17 protein-coding genes are annotated in these 18,195 nt (G+C 48.6%); 10 read left to right on the forward strand and 7 right to left on the reverse strand.

Annotation, left to right across the window (positions count from 1 at the left end; translation table 11 throughout):
- Positions 1 to 29 precede the first annotated feature (29 nt).
- Entirely contained in the window at positions 30 to 1,760 is a 1,731-nt protein-coding gene (locus CWC33_RS08640; protein ID WP_100691612.1) for a potassium/proton antiporter, read from the forward strand.
- A gap of 9 nt (positions 1,761 to 1,769) precedes the next feature.
- Here CWC33_RS08640 and CWC33_RS08645 read toward each other — a convergent pair whose 3' ends face one another.
- From CWC33_RS08645 to CWC33_RS08660, 4 genes are read right to left on the reverse strand one after another with little or no spacing between them, the layout of a single operon-like run.
- Positions 1,770 to 2,195, reverse strand: a complete 426-nt coding sequence (locus CWC33_RS08645) for a DUF4426 domain-containing protein (protein WP_100691613.1) — start codon at positions 2,193 to 2,195, stop codon at positions 1,770 to 1,772.
- A 36-nt stretch (positions 2,196 to 2,231) separates the two neighbouring features.
- Positions 2,232 to 2,759 (reverse strand): YggT family protein, encoded by a 528-nt coding sequence (locus CWC33_RS08650; protein WP_100691614.1) that lies wholly within the window; start codon positions 2,757 to 2,759, stop codon positions 2,232 to 2,234.
- Between the two features lie 8 nt (positions 2,760 to 2,767).
- Entirely contained in the window at positions 2,768 to 3,592 is an 825-nt protein-coding gene (gene proC, locus CWC33_RS08655) for a pyrroline-5-carboxylate reductase (protein WP_100691615.1), read from the reverse strand.
- Positions 3,592 to 4,302 carry a YggS family pyridoxal phosphate-dependent enzyme gene (locus tag CWC33_RS08660; RefSeq protein WP_100691616.1) on the reverse strand — a complete coding sequence of 237 codons (711 nt, stop codon included), beginning with the start codon at positions 4,300 to 4,302 and terminating at the stop codon, positions 3,592 to 3,594. The genes proC and CWC33_RS08660 overlap by 1 nt, the downstream gene beginning before the upstream one ends.
- A gap of 34 nt (positions 4,303 to 4,336) precedes the next feature.
- On the opposite strand from CWC33_RS08660, the gene CWC33_RS08665 reads away from it, so the two are divergent.
- From CWC33_RS08665 to tsaD, 3 genes are all read left to right on the forward strand, one after another.
- A complete protein-coding gene (locus tag CWC33_RS08665; protein ID WP_100691617.1) occupies positions 4,337 to 5,371 on the forward strand; it encodes a type IV pilus twitching motility protein PilT in 1,035 nt (344 codons plus the stop codon).
- Between the two features lie 32 nt (positions 5,372 to 5,403).
- Positions 5,404 to 6,444 carry a phosphodiesterase gene (locus CWC33_RS08670; RefSeq protein ID WP_100692314.1) on the forward strand — a complete coding sequence of 347 codons (1,041 nt, stop codon included), beginning with the start codon at positions 5,404 to 5,406 and terminating at the stop codon, positions 6,442 to 6,444.
- 100 nt (positions 6,445 to 6,544) lie between these two features.
- The gene (gene tsaD, locus CWC33_RS08675; RefSeq protein WP_100691618.1) at positions 6,545 to 7,594 is read left to right on the forward strand and encodes a tRNA (adenosine(37)-N6)-threonylcarbamoyltransferase complex transferase subunit TsaD; all 1,050 of its coding nucleotides are present in this window, start codon (positions 6,545 to 6,547) and stop codon (positions 7,592 to 7,594) included.
- On the opposite strand, the gene plsY is transcribed toward tsaD, so the two are convergent.
- A complete protein-coding gene (plsY, locus tag CWC33_RS08680; RefSeq protein ID WP_088767647.1) occupies positions 7,578 to 8,168 on the reverse strand; it encodes a glycerol-3-phosphate 1-O-acyltransferase PlsY in 591 nt (196 codons plus the stop codon). The genes tsaD and plsY overlap by 17 nt on opposite strands.
- 98 nt (positions 8,169 to 8,266) lie before the next feature.
- On the opposite strand from plsY, the gene folB reads away from it, so the two are divergent.
- Positions 8,267 to 8,650, forward strand: a complete 384-nt coding sequence (gene folB / locus CWC33_RS08685; RefSeq protein WP_058576106.1) for a dihydroneopterin aldolase — start codon at positions 8,267 to 8,269, stop codon at positions 8,648 to 8,650.
- Positions 8,651 to 8,659: 9 nt separating this feature from the next.
- On the forward strand, positions 8,660 to 9,169 hold the full coding sequence (gene folK, locus CWC33_RS08690; RefSeq protein ID WP_100691619.1) for a 2-amino-4-hydroxy-6-hydroxymethyldihydropteridine diphosphokinase: 510 nt from the start codon (positions 8,660 to 8,662) through the stop codon (positions 9,167 to 9,169).
- Here folK and CWC33_RS08695 read toward each other — a convergent pair.
- Entirely contained in the window at positions 9,153 to 10,289 is a 1,137-nt protein-coding gene (locus tag CWC33_RS08695) for a multifunctional CCA tRNA nucleotidyl transferase/2'3'-cyclic phosphodiesterase/2'nucleotidase/phosphatase (RefSeq protein WP_100691620.1), read from the reverse strand. The genes folK and CWC33_RS08695 overlap by 17 nt on opposite strands.
- Positions 10,290 to 10,406: 117 nt before the next feature.
- On the opposite strand from CWC33_RS08695, the gene CWC33_RS08700 reads away from it, so the two are divergent.
- The 4 genes from CWC33_RS08700 to CWC33_RS08715 all read left to right on the forward strand — a co-directional run bounded on the left by CWC33_RS08700 (position 10,407) and on the right by CWC33_RS08715 (position 14,806).
- Positions 10,407 to 11,813, forward strand: a complete 1,407-nt coding sequence (locus CWC33_RS08700; protein ID WP_100691621.1) for an ExeA family protein — start codon at positions 10,407 to 10,409, stop codon at positions 11,811 to 11,813.
- 2 nt (positions 11,814 to 11,815) lie between these two features.
- A complete protein-coding gene (locus CWC33_RS08705) occupies positions 11,816 to 12,508 on the forward strand; it encodes a general secretion pathway protein GspB (RefSeq protein WP_100691622.1) in 693 nt (230 codons plus the stop codon).
- 110 nt (positions 12,509 to 12,618) lie between these two features.
- Complete coding sequence (locus CWC33_RS08710) at positions 12,619 to 14,403, forward strand: acyl-CoA dehydrogenase C-terminal domain-containing protein (protein ID WP_100691623.1); 1,785 nt, start codon at positions 12,619 to 12,621, stop codon at positions 14,401 to 14,403.
- Positions 14,384 to 14,806, forward strand: coding sequence for a hypothetical protein (locus tag CWC33_RS08715; protein ID WP_100691624.1), 423 nt, complete (start codon positions 14,384 to 14,386; stop codon positions 14,804 to 14,806). The genes CWC33_RS08710 and CWC33_RS08715 overlap by 20 nt, the downstream gene beginning before the upstream one ends.
- Positions 14,807 to 14,873: 67 nt before the next feature.
- Here CWC33_RS08715 and putA read toward each other — a convergent pair whose 3' ends face one another.
- A complete protein-coding gene (gene putA, locus CWC33_RS08720; RefSeq protein WP_088767652.1) occupies positions 14,874 to 18,041 on the reverse strand; it encodes a bifunctional proline dehydrogenase/L-glutamate gamma-semialdehyde dehydrogenase PutA in 3,168 nt (1,055 codons plus the stop codon).
- Positions 18,042 to 18,195: the final 154 nt, after the last annotated feature.

Raw genomic sequence — 18,195 nt, forward strand, 5'->3', positions numbered from 1 at the left:
TGAGAAAAACGACAAAAAGGAGCGGTTAGTTGGACTCTGCGAATACCCTAATTCTGCTGTGCGGTTTATTGTTGGTTGTTAGTATTTTGGCCGCGGTTTTATCGAATCGTTTAGGTGCTCCGGTACTTCTGACCTTCTTATTGGTTGGAATGCTAGCCGGTGAGCAGGGTATTTTAGGTGTCGAATTCAATAATCCCGACATTGCCTTTTTTATTGGCTCGGCGGCATTGGTTATTATTCTTTTTGATGGTGGTATGCGAACTCACCCAGAACGTTTCCGGGTGGCGCTCTGGCCAGCAATTAGCCTGGCAACGATAGGTGTGGCGTTAACCTGTACTATTGTGGCTACGTCTGCGGTGTATTTATTTAATTTGCCCTGGCCAGCAGCTTTACTGATGGGCGCAATTTTAAGCTCTACTGACGCCGCAGCAGTCTTTGGTATTTTTCAGTCTCGCGGTTTGCAAATAAAAGAGCGGGTGGCATCGACGCTTGAAATAGAATCAGGCAGCAACGACCCCATGGCAGTCATTCTCACTTTAACGATGACGGCAGCGGTTGCCAGTGGCACGATGACTGAATGGCATTGGATGGCACTGGATATTGTTTGGCAGCTTATTGGCGGGTTAGCTATTGGTTGGCTCGGAGGGCGGATGTTTATTGTCGCTGCGCGAAAACTGCCATTAAGCTTTAGCTTTTTTCCGTTACTGGCCATTGCCTGTGCTATTTCAGTCTACGCAATAACCGCCAAAATTCAGGCGAGCGGATTTTTAGCGGTCTATTTAATGGGATTTGTCATTGGTAATGGGCGCTTACCCCAGCTCGTTCACATTCTGCAAGTTCAGGATGGCTTGGCCTGGTTAAGTCAAATGGCCATGTTCCTTATTCTGGGTCTACTGGTTGTACCGTCTTACCTGGTGGCGAACGCACCTATCGCGATAGGTATTGCGGTGGCACTTATTTTCGTCGCCAGACCGCTGGCGGTGGTTATCAGCTTATTGCCGTTTAGTTTTCCCTGGCGAGAGCAAGTGTTTATAAGTTGGGTCGGCCTAAGAGGCGCAGTACCTATTATTCTGGCGTTGTTTCCTTGGTTGAGTGGCGTGCCTAACCAAGAACTTTATTTTGATATTGCCTTTGTGGTGGTGATGATTTCACTCCTTATTCAAGGATGGAGTATTGCGCCGGTAGCTCGCTGGCTTGGGCTTGAAGTGCCATTAAAAGCGCAGCCTCAACAACGTATGCCGTTGTCATCGGTGCCAAGCTCTGAAGCTTTAGAGGTTTGGTTATATCGTATCGATAAAACGTCACCTGCTTGTGACCACACCTGGAAAGAGCTCAAGCTGACGGCACCAGCCACTTTTGTCGGATTAATTCGAGAGGGTGAATGGCTCCAACCTGAAACTCAACCAACAGTCGCAGAGGGCGACGGCTTACTGGTGGCAGCAACGGTGAAAGACATTGATGAAGTCAGCCGGATACTTGCATCAGGTGGTAAAGGCTTGAAAGTGAATGAAAAAGACTTCTTTGGTGACTTCACGCTACGGGGAGACCTGACACTGGCTGATGTGGGTAGCTTTTACCCCTTAGGCAACCTGGATGAGGGCTTGCTAAGTACGACTATCGCAGATTACTTTTCTCAGAAGTTTCACCGTCGGGTGGTTATTGGTGACAAAGTGAAGTTGGGAGATGTGGTGTTAACCGTCAGAAGTGTGAGTGAAACCGGCGATATTCAATCCATAGGTGTAAAGCCGGTTAGCAACTAAACCGGCAAGTCAGTCGTTTAACCAAAATTCCTGATTAAACTTTAAAGTTTGCTCATCACCAATATTAATGGTGAAACGCAAGGTTTCTGCGTTGGTATAGTCAAATTGCGCGATATAGTATACGGCTTCAGACTCTGTAATTTTTTGGAAATCCAGTGTTTGAACTTGACCAAGAGGGTTCACGACTTGGCCGGTAACGCCCGGTGCCTGTGGTGCTTGTGTGTTTTTGTCCAACACAGCTATGTTCAAAACACCTTTAGAAGCACTGCGGGTAATATTGTATGTAGTGGCCACTTTAGGCGCTAAAAATGTGGAAGTAAAAGCACTGTAATGAACCTCCCAGTCACCCAGCGTTTGTTTCTGCTCGGCGTTTGCTGAGCCAGAAAAACACGCCAATAATGCGACGCTGATTGCAAATAGGGTACTTTTCAACATAACTTTTACTCCCACTTTATACGTTAGCTACTAAGCCTAGACGCCAATTAGAATGCGTAGGAACTGCAACGCGATAATGGCGACAAGCACCGATAAGTCGAGACCACCCAGTGGCGGTATGACTCTGCGTATAGGCGCTAAAACTGGCTCAGTGATTTGATGCAACATGGCTTCTACCGGGTTGTAGCCCTGCGAGAACCAGCTCAAAATGGCGCGAATAATCAGCACCCAGAACAACATCGACAGGAAGCTACTGATGGTTGCCAGTACGCCTTGAATGACAATAACCAAAGCGCCTGCAGCGAGACCGTTCAGCCACACCAAGGCGGCGACTTTGAGGATTCCTAGCGCCAAAGCGAGCAGGAGGCTTGCCGTGTCGAGTGAACCGACACTGGGCATAAAGCTTCTAAGCGGACCAACAATAGGTTGTGTCGCCTTATAAACGAACTGACTGACCGGATTATAAAAATCCGCTTTGGTCAGCTGCATCCAAAGTCGCAACAGAACAATGATCAGGTAAAGATCAATGAGCGTGGCGACTAAAAACGTAAGCGCGTTATTCATACTAGCTCCTAGAAGAGTTTCGCCATTTCCTGATTACGGTTAACGGCGGCTTTGACCGCTTTATCTGAAATACCGTGCAAGTCCGACTCTTGGTACGCTTCTACACCTTTCGCTGTAGAACCACCTTTGCTGGTGACTTGTTTACGTAAGTCTTCCAGCGACAAGTCGCTTTCTTTCGCCATTTGCGCGGCACCTAAACAGGTTTGTTGTACCATCTCGCGAGCTTTCTCGGCATCAAAGCCAAGTGCCGTGGCTGCTTTTGCCAAGCTGTCCATAAATTCGAAGAAATACGCTGGACCACTACCGGCAACCGCTCCCAGAATGTCTAGCTGGTCTTCGTCGGCAACCCACAGGGTTTCACCAACACCGTTGAATGCTTCAGTGACAAAGTCTTTGTCTGCCTGATCGACTGAGTCGTCGGTCACTAAACCTGACATGCCCTGACCAACCAGTGATGGTGTATTTGGCATGACGCGAATAATGCGAATGCTCTCACCCAGATACTCGCGATACTTCGGAATACGGATACCTGCCGCAATAGTAATAATAAGTTTATCACTCAAATTGCTGACGTTTTCACGTAAGTGTGTGCACACTTCAGACATCAGCTGAGGTTTCACGGCAAGCACGATAGCGTCCGCTTTTTCGACCACTTCCAGGTTGTCATTGCTGGTATTAACGCCCAGCTCCGATTTCATTTTCTCAAGCTTTTCGTCACTTGGGTTACTGACCCAGACTTTGTCTGCAGGGTAACCGCTTTTGCACATACCACCGACAATACTTTGTGTCATATTACCGGCACCAATAAATGCAATGTTGCGAATGTCTTTCATTATGACTCCCGTTGTCCAAAAATTGCTGTTCCAATACGTACCATATTAGCACCCTCTAGCACGGCTTGTCGCATATCGCCGCTCATTCCCATCGAGAGTGTGTCAATTTGCTCGCCGTACACCGCTTTCAGTTGCTGGTATAGCTGGCGCATTTTCGAAAAGCTATCTCTACGCTCCTGCTCCGAGGTTCCGGCTTTTAAAATGGTCATTAGCCCTCTGAGCTTCAAGTTTTCGCAGTTACTGACAAAGCGTGCCAGGTTCTCAACATCATCTGCCGATAACCCCGATTTGTTATCATCGTCATCAATATTTACTTGCAGTAATACGTTTAACGGCGGTTTGTCTGAGGGGCGCTGCTCGTTCAGGCGTCGGGCTATTTTTTCTCGCTCAATGCTTTGTACCCAGTCAAAATGTTCAGCAACGTCTTTCGTTTTATTGGACTGCAACGGACCAATGAAGTGCCACTGTAACTGGTTAAAGCCTTCGGCTTTTAGCTGCTGAATTTTTTCGACGCCTTCTTGAACGTAGTTTTCACCAAAGTGTACTTGGTCTGCTTCTGCCGCTGCTTTAACAGCATCAATGGAATGCTTCTTGCTGACAGCCAGCAACTCAACAGGTTGTTTGTCACTAGACTCCTCGCCTAATATCTTTAATTGCTGACGGAGGTTAACAAGGTTATTTTGTATTTTTTCTGATACCTTAATAGTCATAGCAATCGTCATCTCATTGATTCAGGGACAGGATATGAATGTTAGCGAATTACTCGCCTTTAGTGTGAAACAAAACGCTTCCGACTTACATTTGTCGTCAGGAAGTCCGCCTATGATAAGAGTGGATGGGGACATTCGTCCTTTAAATCAACCCATGCATTCGGCTGAGGAGTTGAAAAGCGATTTATTTGCGATAATGACCGAGTCGCAGCAGGATGAGTTTAATTCGCGCTTTGAATGTGACTTTTCTTTTGAAATAGATGGCGTTGCACGTTTCCGTGCCAATGTTTTTACGCAGCGAAAAGGCATTGCTGCCGCGTTTCGAATGATTCCAAATGAAGTCACAACGCTGGATGAGTTGGAAGCTCCGGCAAGCTTTAAGGACATTATTGATGCGCCCCGTGGTTTGGTGTTGGTAACTGGACCAACCGGCTCAGGTAAATCAACAACCTTAGCGGCGATGGTGAATCATATTAACCAGACTCGTTCACAGCATATTTTAACCATTGAAGACCCTATTGAGTTTGTGCATGACAACCAGAAAAGTCTGGTGAGTCAACGTGAGGTGCATCGCGATACTCGTAGTTTTAGTGCGGCGTTACGCTCCGCTTTGCGGGAAGACCCGGATGTGATTCTGGTGGGCGAAATGCGCGATCTCGAAACCATTCGCTTGGCGATGACCGCTGCTGAAACCGGACACCTAGTGTTAGGCACGCTGCATACGACATCAGCGCCGAAAACCATTGACCGTATTATTGATGTGTTTCCGGGGGATGACAAACCGATGATTCGCTCAATGTTATCGGAGTCTTTGAGAGCTGTTATTTCACAAACCTTGTTGAAACGCATTGGCGGTGGCCGTGTGGCAGCGCATGAAATTATGGTATCGACGCCAGCTATTAAAAACCTGATTCGTGAAGACAAAGTGGCGCAAATGTACTCAGCTATTCAAACCGGTGCTGAGAAGGGAATGCAAACTCTGGATCAAGCCCTCAAGAAATTGGTGTCACGTGGCGATATAGACGCAGAGGAGGCGCGTCGCTGCGCTGCAAATAAAGAGGACTTCTGATGCGTTGTTGCCGACTGTTGAACACTCAATCGATGATTACTCAGCTAATACTGGGCGTTTCACTGTTGTTCTTTGCCGCAGCAAGCCAGGCTCAGCAGAGCACTCGTGTGGCTTTTGGTTGTTGTATGGACCACAGCAGTCGGCAAGAAGTTTGGGATGCGGTAAATCATGCGCAGCCAGAGGTTTTCGTGTTTCTCGGTAATACATTAGATGTTGAAGCGGATGACATGGATGACTTGCTTGACGCTTATGACGTCTTTAACCGCTTCCGTGGGCCTCGAGTGCTGCGGCGCGGTTCAGCAGTGATGTCGGTTTGGAATAAAACCGACTACAGCATTGATGGTCATGGAGGTAAGAACAATCCTCAACGTTACGCAGTACGCAACCACTTTTTGACCTTTTGGCGGGAGCCGGCAACCTCTGAGCGACTGTTTCAGGAACATGGTATTGCGAAAAGCGTTATTTTTGGCAATGAGCCGCAACGGGTACAGGTCATTGTGCTCGATGGTCGCTGGAACCGTGACGAGTTAGAGCAAGTCGATTGGATGGAGCGACAAACGCGCCGCTTTAATGCTGACCTGGGACCTTATCAACCGAACCGAGCGGGCGACTTGCTTGGCAGTAAGCAATGGCAATGGTTGAAAGAGCAGCTGCAAAAGCCTGCTGAAGTGAGAATTTTATTCAGTGCGACGCCAGTACTTGCACCGGCCAACGGTTACGATAGCTGGTCAATGTTTCCTAAAGCGCAGGACAGATTGAAGTCTGTTCTGCAAGAGTTGCAGCCGTCGGGACTCATCCTCGGTGTTGGTGATCGCTTGTTTGGCGAGTTTTCAAAGGCTGATGATTATTTGCCGTACCCGCTTTGGCAGGTCACTGCCGGCAGTATTAACTTAGGGAGCGACACTCCTTATTCGTCCGTATACAGAGACGGACAAGCTTATGAAGATAGTCGTTATGGTCAAATAGAGGTGATTTGGAAAGAGCAGCCGGAACTGGTTTTAACGCTCCGTGACGTTGATGGCCGGCCGCTCGATAGTCGTCGCTTACCTCTTAGTGAACTGCAGGCAAACTAGGGAATAAAGTGGCATAACTTTTTGACTCTGGCGAGTCACAGCCGCAAAAATCAGGTAAAATAGCGGCAATTGTCGGTAAAAAGCATCATCGGTGAGCAGTATGCGGGTATTAGGTATTGAAACGTCGTGTGACGAGACAGGTATTGCGGTGTATGACACTGAAAAAGGGTTGCTGGCTCATCAGTTGTACTCGCAAGTAAAGCTGCATGCTGATTATGGTGGTGTGGTGCCAGAGCTGGCGTCGCGAGATCACGTACGTAAAACGTTGCCGTTGGTGAAAGCAGCATTGCAGGAAGCGGGTATAACACCGAAAGATTTGGACGGTGTGGCTTATACTAAAGGGCCCGGTCTAGTCGGTGCGTTGTTAGTCGGCTCCTGCATAGGCCGAAGCCTGGCATTTGGATGGGGGCTTCCAGCTGTTGGTGTACACCATATGGAAGGTCATTTGCTGGCGCCTATGTTGGAAGATGATCAACCCGAATTTCCGTTTGTCGCGTTATTAGTGTCAGGCGGACATACTCAATTGGTTCAGGTTAAAGGTATTGGTGATTATGAGTTGCTGGGCGAGTCTGTCGATGACGCTGCTGGTGAAGCCTTTGATAAAACCGCCAAACTGATGGGTCTTGATTACCCTGGTGGCCCCAGACTTGCGGCACTGGCTGAAAAAGGCGTCAGTGATCGTTTCACATTCCCAAGACCGATGACAGACCGCCCCGGTTTGAACTTCTCATTCAGCGGCTTAAAAACCTTCGCAGCAAATACGTTAGCGGCTAATGACAACAGCGAACAAACTCTGGCGGATATTGCCCGGGCATTCGAGGATGCAGTCGTTGATACCTTACTCATTAAATGCCGTCGTGCGTTAAAGCAAACGGGTTATAAGCGACTGGTTATAGCTGGTGGAGTGAGTGCTAACAAACACTTGCGAGCCGAACTCGAAAAGTTAATGAGAAAAGTAAACGGCCGGGTCTTTTATCCTCGCACTGAATTCTGTACCGATAATGGCGCCATGATTGCGCTTGCCGGCGCTTTGCGTTTGCGGGCGGGCGAACGGGAAGCACTGAGCGTTAAGACACATCCGCGCTGGCCAATGACCGACTTAGAACCGATGCAGGTGACCAAACCGGCAGCGGCTACTGACGGCGTTTAAAACCTTTTTCCTGACCAGAAGTCAGGCGCACGATATTTGATTGATGTCGCCACAAAATTAGCAGAGAAATCATAATAACCGGCACAGTGTACTGCGGTTTTATCCAATACGCATAAAAAGGCGCCAGACAAACAGTCACTAGTGCAGCAAGCGAAGAGACTTTGCTTATTTTGAAGACCACAAGCCACGTCGCAATAAGCAGTAGCGCCATTTCCCAGGCAACCGGAAACATCGCTCCCAATGCTGTTGCGACAGCTTTGCCACCGCGAAAGTGAAAATACAGCGGAAAAATATGACCCAGGCAAGCTGCCACCGCTATCAGTCCTAAGAAAAAGGGCTCTATACCTAAAAAGTACGAGCCCCAAACCGGCACCATGCCTTTTAATACATCAAACCAGAGTGTTAGCAAAGCAGGAATTTTGCCACCGACCCGATAGACATTAGTCGCCCCGGGGTTTCCGGAGCCTTCTTTACGAGGATCAGGCAAACCCCATAGTTTACAGATAAGCACAGCGCTACTGATAGAGCCTAAGAGGTAGGCAGTCAGAATCATCAGTATGGTTAACGCTGTCATAGGGTACGAATCCCTCTTTTGTTAGGGTAGACTGCGGTTTAAAATTAAGATTTATAGAATAAGCGGTTTTTGCCGCAATTGCTATGGGGTGAGTGAAAATGGAACAAGCGGATATCGATGTGGTTAGCATTGAAGGCCTCAGCGTCGACACAATTATAGGCGTGTACGACTGGGAGAAAGAGAAGAAGCAAACACTCACTTTAGATATTCAAATGAGCTGGGATAACCAAACAGCCGCGAAGTCCGATGACTTGAACGACGCTCTGGATTACGCCTTAGTCAGTGAAAAAGTGACTCAATGGGTTGCCGAAAAACCGCGTCAGTTAATAGAAACTGTAGCCGAGGGGGTTGCCAGCTTAATTCTTAATGAATTTGGTGTACAGAATGTTGAAGTAAAAGTGTCGAAGCCTGGTGCCGTTCCGAACGCTGCGAATGTTGCAGTGACGGTTCGTCGCAGTGTTTTCGACAGTCCGTTCGGATAAGGGGTTAGTGTGGCAGTTGTCTTTTTGGGACTCGGCTCTAATATCGATAAAGAGCAGCATATTTTGTCCGGTTTAAGGGCATTAGCCGATAGCTTTACTTATCAACGGCGCTCTCGTGTTTTTTTGAGCGAGGCGGTAGGTTTTAAGGGTAGTGACTTTTACAACCTTGTCGTGGAAGTCACGACCCAGCTGCCGGTAGAAAAGGTATTAGAGCACTGCAAGCGCATTGAGCAAGAAAACGGACGCAAGCCCGACAGCGCTAAGTACAGCCCCCGCTCGCTAGACATCGACGTGTTGCTTTACGACGATATGGTGCGCAAAAAAGCACCACAGCTGCCACGCCACGAAATAACTGAAAATGCGTTTGTGCTTTGGCCTTTGGCGGAAATAGCCGAAAACAGACAACACCCGATTTTGAAGAAAACTTACGGCGAAATGTGGCGCCAATATTGCCAACAGCCTGAACAGCAAAACTTAACTCCGCTGGAAAACACCGACTGGCTTAAAGAGTTTGTTTAAGCTCGTGCTTAAGTGTTTCCAGTCGCTTTTCTTTTATCGCAAGCCCAAGTTGTTCGCCGGTGAAGCCTTCATTTATCAGTGCCTGAGGGCTCACTTCCGAAGCCTTTATCGCGGCTTGCGCCAGTTGCTTGTTTTGCTCAACAATACATTCTGAAAATTCAGTCGCTTCATGCTCTAACTGACGCAGCAATAGTAGCTGTTGCAGTTTTTCCGGGCGGCGCCAGTAGTCAATAGACTGCAATGTTTCAGCAAATTGCTCGGCGCTCGGCAGCTTTGTTGAAATAATAAAGTCACTATTTCGCTCAGCAAGCACAGCGGCATCACGATACTCATTGGGTATTGCCAATACTTTGCAAAAGCCGGGGATATCCTCGACGGGCGACTCGCCAATAAACAAACTCGCAAAAATAAGCGGTTTGGAAAGCTCGGTGTGAGATTCGCTGAATTGAGCCGCCTTGTGTAAGCGGTTGAGATTGCTGCTCTTCGCTTTGAACTGCTTAAGAACCTGATTTAAACCACCAATATCAGCCAGGGTACTCAGAAATACGTCCGGGTTACCTGTGCTTAATGACTTTTCCCACTCCAGCCAGACGCGCTCTGGTGTCAATGCCTCGAGCTCGCCAGAGTGAGCTATCTTGGCCAGTAGCTCATGGGTTTCATCGGCAATGGTGAAGCCTAACTGCTTAAAACGCGCGGCAAAGCGGGCAACGCGAAGTACTCTTAACGGATCTTCCTCGAACGCTGGTGACACGTGGCGTAGCGTTTTCTGTTCAATATCATGCTGACCGCCATAGGGATCGATCAGCTGGCCTTGCTCGTCTTCGGCTATGGCATTGATAGTAAGGTCGCGGCGCACCAAATCGTCTTCTAAAGTGACATTCGGTGAAGCGAATACATCAAAGCCTTTGTAGCCTTTGCCATTTTTACGCTCAGTGCGGGCGAGGGCATATTCTTCTCTGGTTTGTGGGTGCAAAAATACCGGGAAGTCTTTTCCCACTTGCTGGAAGCCCTGGTCGAGCATTTGTTGTGGCGTTGCGCCAACAACCACCCAATCGCGCTCTTTAACGGCTAACCCCAGTAATTTATCGCGAACGGCACCGCCGACTAAATAGGTCTGCACTCATGACTCCCGGTTAAACTGAATTCTTAGTGAAAGTGATCATCGCTAATCACTGGTGGATGTGCAAGCAAGTCGTTACACTGTTGGTTAAATAATAATAAATTGCGCACAACGCTTATGTATCAAAACTATTTTGGTTTGCAGGCAGAGCCCTTCTCCATAGCGCCAGACCCTAATTACCTTTACCTGAGTGAACGGCATCAGGAGGCGTTAGCTCATCTGACTCAAGGCTTGCAAGGCAGTGGCGGTTTTATCTTATTAACCGGCGAAGTCGGCACGGGCAAAACAACAGTGTCACGGGCGCTTATTGAGCAGTTACCTGAGTCGACCGAAACGGCCTTTATTCTGAACCCCATGCTGAATGAGGACGAGCTGCTGGCCAGCTTGTGTGACGAGTTCGGTATTCGTTACCAAAAGCGCTCGGCAACAAGAAAAGTGCTGACGGATAAGCTCAGCCAGTTTTTGCTAAAAGCCAATGAAGACGGACAGCAATGTGTGGTGCTTATTGACGAGGCGCAGCACTTAAGACCGCAGGTGTTAGAGCAGTTGCGGCTGCTGACCAACCTGGAAACACACAATAAAAAGCTATTACGCGTTATTCTTATTGGGCAGCCTGAGCTTCAGGATTTGTTGCGTCGTCAGGAGTTAAGGCAATTAGCTCAGCGAATTACGGCGCGCTATCACTTATTGCCTCTTACTGAACAAGATACACAGCGTTATATTGCCTATCGATTGCAAGTCGCAGGCGCAAACCGACCATTGTTTACGGCGGCTGCGGCAAAAAGAGCACATCAGCTGACACAAGGTATTCCGAGGCTTTTAAACCTGTATTGCGACAGGGCTCTGCTGGCTGCCTATACCGATTCGTCACCAGAGGTAAAGCCTGCTCATTTGAACCAGGCGGCTATTGAACTGGACGGTCCATCGAAAAGGGGAAAGCCGAACAAGACAAAGGCACTTTCTGTCGCAGGGAGTTTGTTACTTTTTGCGGTGGCGGCAGTTGCGACGTTTTGGTACAGCTCACCTTCACCAAAACCTGTGAAAATTACGAATGATTATGCGTCGGCGCAACAGCTCGCCAGTGTTTGGGGACTGCCCGAACCACCAGAATCAGAGCCTTTTTGCCAGTGGGTTGAACAGTATGACTTAGCCTGTGCCCGAATGAACCAAACTTTGCAACAGCTGAAAAGTATTAATTATCCGGCCTTGTTGTATCGCAAGGACTCTTCTCCATTATTAATGACAACCGAGACGCCGACAACGACTGACGGCTGGACGGGAGAATTTTTACTGCTCTACCAACAAGCTCCGGCCGAAACCGCGGAAGATAAGCAAGAGTGGATTAGAGAGCAGTTAAAACGTCATTTACCGGAACAGCTGCACGATGCAGACTCGTCCAGCCAGTTTCGAGAGCTCCAACTTAGCAACGGATTAAAAGTTACCGGGACGCTTGATGCTGCAACGTTGGCGTGGTTAGCATCGAGAGCTTCCAACTTCGGTCCAAGATTAAAGGGGGGCGAATAATCATGTCGTCATTACTAAAAGCACTAAAACAGCAACAGTCTCCCCTTTTGAAAAACAAAAGCGTATTAGACAGCTCTCTTATTGCGCAAGACAGCGAACGGACCAGTCGCTTGTGGCTGATTTGGCCGTTGGCACTTGTTTTGGGCGGTGCAACGGGGTATGCAGCCGCATTATGGTCTGGGGTGCCGGGCGCAGATGCTAAAGTGACTACCTCCGACTTCTCGTGGGGAGAGGCGGTTTCTCCTCCGAAAGTGAGCTGGGAAGCAACACCAACAGAGCCGGAACCGTCGCAAACAAGTACGAGTAATAAAGTCGAACCTCAGGCCCAGGCACAGCAGCCAGTGGAGAACCAGCGAGAAGCCTTGGATTTGTCCAGTGTCTCACCTGAACTTCTGAACCGCTTTCAGGAAGCGGTCGAACAAACGGGGAGTGAGACCGAGCAACGTATCAGCGTAGTGCCGTCATTGTCTGACTTATCTCCGACATTTCAGCAGCGAGTACCGGAATTTAGCTACGACAGCCACATGTATCGAAGCAGCTCGAGCCAGCGCTGGATTGAGCTGAATGGTCAGCGACTGTACGAAGGTGACAGCTATCAAAGTTTGAACGTGATTCGTATTGAGCCGCATCAGGTGGTGTTGGCATTAGATTCAAACGCCTTTTCTCACCCGGCTTTAGAAGACTGGAAACGATAGAAATTATTGACATCCCGCAATGGGATTCATACTCTTGTGCGATACAGTTTAAACAGGTGTTTAAATTAGTGGTTTAAATTTCCTGTTTGTGGGAACAAGAGGTAAATAATATGGCAGATTACAGAGCACCGCGTGATGATATGGATTTTGTCCTGCATGACGTATTTAACGTAGCCGCTGACTGGGAGCAAGCTCCTGAGCTGGCTGAAATGATGGATGTAGAAACGGCCGGTGCGATTCTTGATGAAGGTGCTAAAGTTGCTGAAAACTTAGTCGCTCCGCTGGCGCGCGAAGCTGACGAGGAAGGTGTTAAGTTTGAAGACGGTGTAGTCACAACGCCTAAGGGTTATAAAGAAAACTTTCGCCAGTTGGCCGAAGGTGGCTGGGTTGGTGTTACTGCAAACCCTGAATTTGGTGGTATGGGCTTGCCGAAATCGTTATCTGCTCAATACGAGGAAATGCTGTGCAGTGCGGATATTGCGTTTTCTTTGTATCCGGGGCTGACTTCAGGCGCCATTATGGCGATTGACTCTCACGGCAGTGACGAGCTGAAAAACCATTACTTACCCCGCATGGTGTCAGGTGAGTGGACTGGCACTATGTGTCTGACTGAGCCGCACGCCGGAACGGATCTCGGTATTATTAAAAGCAAAGCCATCCCATCGGAAGATGGCAGCTTTGAGATTAGCGGTACGAAAATCTTTATCACCGGTGGTGAGCATGACCTGGTGGACAATATCGTTCATTTGGTTTTGGCGAAGTTGCCTGACGCGCCTGCTGGCACGAAAGGTATTTCACTGTTTGTGGTGCCTAAATTCTTGTCTGATCGCGAAGGCAATTTAACCGAGCGCAATGCGGTTAGTTGTGGCTCTATTGAGCACAAAATGGGTATTCACGGTTCAGCAACTTGTGTGATGAACTTTGACGGCGCGAAAGGCTGGTTGGTTGGCGAACCGCATCGTGGTTTGCCCGCTATGTTTACGATGATGAACTACGAGCGTCTGGGCGTTGGTATTCAGGGGCTGGGTGCGGCAGAACGTTCTTATCAAAATGCTTTGGAGTACGCAAAAGATCGTATTCAGGGGCGCGGTGCTAAAGCAACTCGCAACGACAATGCGGAAGCGGATTCTATTTTAGTCCATGGTGATGTACGCCGCATGCTGCTGACTATGAAAGCCTTGACCGAAGGCGGGCGCGCGTTTTCAACTTGGGTTGGCCAGCAGTTAGACCGCTCAAAATACTCTCAAGACGAGGCTGTTCGTCAAAAAGCCGATGCCATGGTGGCATTACTGACGCCTGTTGCTAAAGCGTTTTTAACTGATACCGGCCTTGAGTCGACCATTCATGGTCAGCAGGTGTTTGGCGGTCACGGTTATGTACGTGAATGGGGTCAGGAGCAGTTGGTTCGTGATACTCGTATTGCACAAATTTACGAAGGTACGAACGGCATTCAGGCACTCGATTTGTTAGGTCGCAAAGTTGGTGGTTCGCGTGGCGAGTTACTGAAGCCGTTTGTCGAGGAAATAGCTATTTTCTTGCAAGGCATTTCTGCTAACAGTAACTGGAGCGGAGAAGTAAGCACATTGCAACAGTCGCTTCAGGATTTGACCAACATCAGCGAAGAGTTGCTGAAAAAAGCAGCTACTGATGAGAACTTGGTAAACAGTGTAGCGGTAGAATATTTGCACTTGGTGGGATATATTTCCTACGGTTATATGTGGTTACGAATGGCCGTTGCAGCTGAAGAAAAACAAGCGGAAAAGCCGTATTTGGCATCGAAAATTAAGACAGCTCGTTTTTACTTTGCTCGCATTATGCCTCGTACTCACGCATTATTGGGTGCAATTAAAGACGGTAGCGAGAGTTTATATTTACATGACGAAGAACAATTCTGAAACGCTTCAGTTTTATCGTGATAGCCGCCGCCCCCAAGCCTGGGGCGGCTTTTTTTTGGCATTGTGGATGGCCATTTATATTGGTGGCGTGGTGCCGGTATGGGTTATTGCGGTTGGCGCCTTACTGACCATGACCCTAATGGCTGGGATAGTGATTAAGTTCCGGCCCAAACAGCTCGCTGCAAGTTGGGATGGTAAGCAGCTCGAAGAACGGCGTTTAATTTTGCCACCCAGAACGCACACCTTGAGTAAACCGCCAAAGCTGCTTCGCTATGAAGACGACATTGCAGCGTTACAGTTCCGAGATGAGTCAAATCAGTTGCATGAAATCTATGTTGTCTTCGATGACGATTTACAAACAACACTGAAAGATACCGACGTTGAAACGGTTGATAAGCGATAAACATAAAAAAACGCCGCCCACTGTAAAAAGTGGCGGCGTTTTTGCTATGCCAATACAGGCTAGCGTTTTAGTCGTCGAGCGATAACAGCGTAGCGTTACCACCAACCGCTGTAATATTGTCACTGCGCGTCTTTTCAGTGATAAAGCGAGTAAGGTAGTGAGGACCACCGGCTTTCGGCCCTGTACCAGACATACCGCGACCACCGAATGGTTGCACACCAACAATAGCACCAATTTGGTTACGGTTAATGTACACGTTACCCACATCAATTTTGCTGGCAACATCATAGGCGAAAGTTTCGTTACGGCTGTGAATACCGAAGGTTAAACCAAAGCCGGTGTTATTGATGCTCTCAATAACCTCTTCAATGTTGTCGGTTGAGTAGCGAATAACGTGCAGAATTGGACCGAAGTTTTCTTTAACCAACTGACTAATACTGTCAATTTCGATAGCCGTTGGCGCAACAAAAGTACCGCCCATGGTGTAGTCCGGCATTGGCGCACGGGCAATTAAACGACCCGCTTGCTGAATGTCGGTAATGTGTTGTTCAAGGTTTGTCTTGGCAATGCCGTCAATCACTGGACCAACATCGGTTTCATGCAGTAGCGGGTCACCGACTTGCAATTCTTCCATGGCACCACGTAGCAGGTCGATAACACGGTCAGCCACGTCTTCCTGAACGAACAAGACACGAAGTGCAGAACAGCGCTGACCGGCACTTTGGAACGCACTGGCAACAACGTCAGTGACAACCTGCTCAGGCAGCGCCGTTGAGTCGACCATCATGGCGTTTTGGCCACCGGTTTCGGCAACCAACGGCACGATAGGTCCTGTTCGAGCCGCAAGCGCACGGTTAATGGCTTGTGCTGTGTAAGTAGAGCCAGTAAAACAGACACCGCCAATATCTTCTTGTGATGTCAGGTAACTACCCACTTCCGCACCGCTGCCCGGCATGTAATGCAAGACATTACCCGGAATACCCGCTTCTAGTGCAAGTTGCACTGCGCGGTAAGCGATAAGCCCAGTTTGCTCAGCCGGTTTGGCGATAACCGAGTTGCCGGTTACTAATGCGGCGGCAACTTGGCCAACGAAAATAGCCAATGGGAAGTTCCAGGGGCTAATGCAGATGAATGTACCGCGTCCTTCAACGAATAGCTCATTGTCTTCGCCTGTTGGCCCCGGCAACTGAATCGGTGAGCCCATTAGTTCGCGCGCTTGGTTAGCGTAGTAGCGACAGAAGTCGACGGCTTCACGTACCTCATCAATACCATCCTGCAAGCCTTTACCCGCTTCAACAGAGCATAAAGCAATCAGTTCATTGCGGTTGGCTTCCATTAGGTCAGCGAACTTCTCAAGGCACTTAGCCCGCTCTTCAGTTGGCACGTCACGCCACTGTTTGTAAGCTTTGTTGGCGCTGTTAAGTGCCTGCTCTGCAAGCTTCTTGTCGCCCCAGTAAATACTACCGACTTGTTTTGCGGTTTCCTGTGGGCTGGTAATGCTAACATGGTGATCAGTTTCAACGGTCTTGCCATCGACAATAGGACCGCCTTGCCATTGTTTGTCACGATATTGCTGAACTGCTGCAATAAAGTCATCTGCTTGTGAGTGAATATTCATATTCAATCCTAATGAATTTGTGCGATCCCCATAAATTTGAGGAGGAAGTGGAATCTTGCTATTAGCGTACTTTTCATAACCCGACGCGGTTTTCATCGGGTGCTCGACCAGGTCATTAACCGGCGTGTCGGCGTCTAATAGCTTATGAACGAATGACGAGTTGGCACCATTTTCCAATAAACGGCGAACTAAGTACGGTAACAAGTCTCTGTGTGGGCCCACTGGTGCATAGATGCGTACGACCATGCCCGGATTTTGTTCCATAAGCGTGTCGTAAAGACTGTCGCCCATACCGTGCAAGCGCTGATACTCAATACGGCGCTTGTGAGTTTCGTTCATGTGTTGGATGCTCATAATGGTTTGCGCATTGTGCGTCGCAAACTGCGGATAAATCGCGCTGTCTGTGTCATCACTTAATAAATAGCGAGCGCAGGCAAGATAAGAAATATCACTGTGCGATTTGCGCGTAAACACCGGGTATCCGGTTAAACCATTTTCCTGAGTCCACTTAATTTCGTTATCCCAGTAGGCGCCTTTCACTAGGCGTACCGGAATTTCGTCACCACACTCTTTAGCTAATGCGGTAATCCAGCAGAGCGTTGGTAGAGCACGCTTTGAATACGCTTGAACAACCAGACCAAAACGTGGCCAGCCTTTGCAAACACCACTGCGATACACTTTTTCAAACAGCTCCAACGACAGCTCATGACGGTCAGCTTCTTCGGCATCGATAGTGACACCGACGTCCGCCTCTTTGGCCAGTTTGACCAGCTCTGTTAGAGTCGTTGCCAATTCCGTCAACACACGTTCGTGGTTAGACGCTTCATAACGCGGATGCAATGCGGACAACTTAATCGAAATCGTTGGCCTTGGTGCATCCGGGTTATTAAAGTTCTCTTTGGTGATTGTCTTGATCGAGTTGACGTATTGCTGCTTGTAGTAGTTCGCGTCTTTAGACGTGAGTGCCGCCTCACCTAACATGTCGTAGGCGTGGGTATAGCCTTTGTCGCGGTTGTCGCGGCTTTCCTTCAGCGCTTCCTCAATCGTACGCCCTAAGACGAACTGTTTACCCATAATCTGCATGGCGGTATAAGTCGCCTTGCGAATGACCGGTTTGCCCATTTTACGAACCAAGCGTCTGAACGCACCGCGTGGTGTTTCCATTGCTTGACCGGTAGGGTTAGTGACGCTGTTCGTCAGCGCTAAAGCCCAAGTGCCCGTATTGACTAGCCATGAAGCGCTTTGCCCCATGTGTTTCTGCCAGTCACCACCAGACAGTTTATCCTGGATAAGTGCATCGGCAGTGTAGCCATCGGGAATTCTCAGCAAGGCCTCGGCAAGACACATGAGGATAATGCCCTCTTTCGTGTCTAAGCTGTACTCTTGCAGGAAAGCATCGACAACACCGTTGTCGGCTTGTTCTCGAACTTGCTCAACTAATTTAGCTGCGCGTTCGGTTACTGCGCTAACCGTTTCTTCATCGGCAGGAACAAGCGGCAATAACTCGCGCATATATTGATCTTCATCGACAATATAGTTGTCGGTTATCGCTTGTTGCAGAGACTTCAAGTCTTCTGCCTGATGCTGTTTGGATAGCACCTCACTCGCTTTGAACATAGCATCTCCTGTATAGCCAGGCCGAAGCTCGGCGTGCTTCCCCAACGTCGGGAATCGGCGCAAGTATAAGCTTATTTTTGCGCGGGTAAAGACCCTAAAAAAGGTCTGTCGTCACGTTGCTATTTTTTCGGGATACTGTCAAGCCAACAAAATA

Source organism: Idiomarina sp. X4, assembly GCF_002808045.1.
In the GTDB taxonomy this organism is placed as follows: Bacteria; Pseudomonadota; Gammaproteobacteria; order Enterobacterales; family Alteromonadaceae; genus Idiomarina.

Excerpts from the sequence above, each read along its gene's own strand:
- CWC33_RS08670 (WP_100692314.1), top strand. The coding sequence starts at position 5,404 with ATGATTACTCAGCTAATACTGGGCGTTTCACTGTTGTTCTTTGCCGCA.
- CWC33_RS08715 (WP_100691624.1), top strand. The coding sequence starts at position 14,384 with ATGACGAAGAACAATTCTGAAACGCTTCAGTTTTATCGTGATAGCCGC.
- putA (WP_088767652.1), bottom strand. The coding sequence starts at position 18,041 with ATGTTCAAAGCGAGTGAGGTGCTATCCAAACAGCATCAGGCAGAAGAC.
- folB (WP_058576106.1), top strand. The coding sequence starts at position 8,267 with ATGGAACAAGCGGATATCGATGTGGTTAGCATTGAAGGCCTCAGCGTC.
- tsaD (WP_100691618.1), top strand. The coding sequence starts at position 6,545 with ATGCGGGTATTAGGTATTGAAACGTCGTGTGACGAGACAGGTATTGCG.
- CWC33_RS08700 (WP_100691621.1), top strand. The coding sequence starts at position 10,407 with ATGTATCAAAACTATTTTGGTTTGCAGGCAGAGCCCTTCTCCATAGCG.
- CWC33_RS08645 (WP_100691613.1), bottom strand. The coding sequence starts at position 2,195 with ATGTTGAAAAGTACCCTATTTGCAATCAGCGTCGCATTATTGGCGTGT.
- CWC33_RS08660 (WP_100691616.1), bottom strand. The coding sequence starts at position 4,302 with ATGACTATTAAGGTATCAGAAAAAATACAAAATAACCTTGTTAACCTC.
- plsY (WP_088767647.1), bottom strand. The coding sequence starts at position 8,168 with ATGACAGCGTTAACCATACTGATGATTCTGACTGCCTACCTCTTAGGC.
- CWC33_RS08650 (WP_100691614.1), bottom strand. The coding sequence starts at position 2,759 with ATGAATAACGCGCTTACGTTTTTAGTCGCCACGCTCATTGATCTTTAC.
- CWC33_RS08705 (WP_100691622.1), top strand. The coding sequence starts at position 11,816 with ATGTCGTCATTACTAAAAGCACTAAAACAGCAACAGTCTCCCCTTTTG.
- proC (WP_100691615.1), bottom strand. The coding sequence starts at position 3,592 with ATGAAAGACATTCGCAACATTGCATTTATTGGTGCCGGTAATATGACA.
- CWC33_RS08710 (WP_100691623.1), top strand. The coding sequence starts at position 12,619 with ATGGCAGATTACAGAGCACCGCGTGATGATATGGATTTTGTCCTGCAT.
- CWC33_RS08665 (WP_100691617.1), top strand. The coding sequence starts at position 4,337 with ATGAATGTTAGCGAATTACTCGCCTTTAGTGTGAAACAAAACGCTTCC.